The organism is Anaerostipes faecalis, from assembly GCF_018982945.1.
GTDB classification, from domain to species: domain Bacteria; phylum Bacillota; class Clostridia; order Lachnospirales; family Lachnospiraceae; genus Anaerostipes; species Anaerostipes faecalis.
On the sequence record NZ_JABRXE010000033.1, the window covers coordinates 1 to 738 of the forward strand.

At 46.5% G+C, this 738-nt stretch carries 1 protein-coding gene; it reads left to right on the plus strand.

Annotated elements, in window-relative coordinates; genetic code table 11:
* Positions 1-118: 118 nt before the first annotated feature.
* A partial coding sequence (locus tag KTB61_RS12885) for a DDE-type integrase/transposase/recombinase (protein ID WP_216697704.1) occupies positions 119-738 on the plus strand: 620 nt, incomplete at its 3' end.

The following is a 738-nucleotide window of genomic DNA, read 5'->3' on the forward strand; positions in this document are numbered from 1 at the left end:
GCCAGCAGGTGAAAGAACTGGAGAAAGAGAACCGTCGTTTAAAGAAGGAAAACGACTTTCTAGAGGAAGCCAGCGCTTTTTTCGCTGCGAGCCGTCTGAAGTCAGCAAAAACGAAAGAATGAAGTTTATTGCCTTAAAAACGAAAGACGGCGAATGGAAGGGGAATATCTCCTTTTGCTGTAGGGTTCTGCATGTCAGCAGGCAGGGATTTTATCAGTATCTTGCGAATAAAGACCGACCATGGAAGTATCAGCCGCTGGCAGATGCTATGATAGAAATCTATAAGGAAGACGAATGCAATGACACCTATGGGCGAATCCGGATGTACCAGGCATTGATCCTGAAACAGCCTGAAAATGTTGATATCCCAAGTGAACGCACTGTTTATCGTGTCATGGAAGAGATTGGTCTGAAGCATTATCCCAGACGGAAACCGAACGGGATTACGAAAGAAGACCGGGAAGCCAGGAAGTCAGAGGATCTCTTAAAACGTGATTTCAGTTCGGAGGAGCCGCTGACCAAATGTGTAACAGACATAACAGAGATCAAAGCCAGCGATGGAAAGCTATATGTTTCCGCTGTTTTTGACTGTTTCGATTCCAGTGTGATCGGACTGGCAATGGATACAAACATGAAAGCCCCGTTATGTGTACAAACACTGGAAAATGCCAGCAAAGCCTATCCGGATCTGCGGGGAGCAATCATCCACAGTGACAGAGGGAGCCAGTATACCAGCCG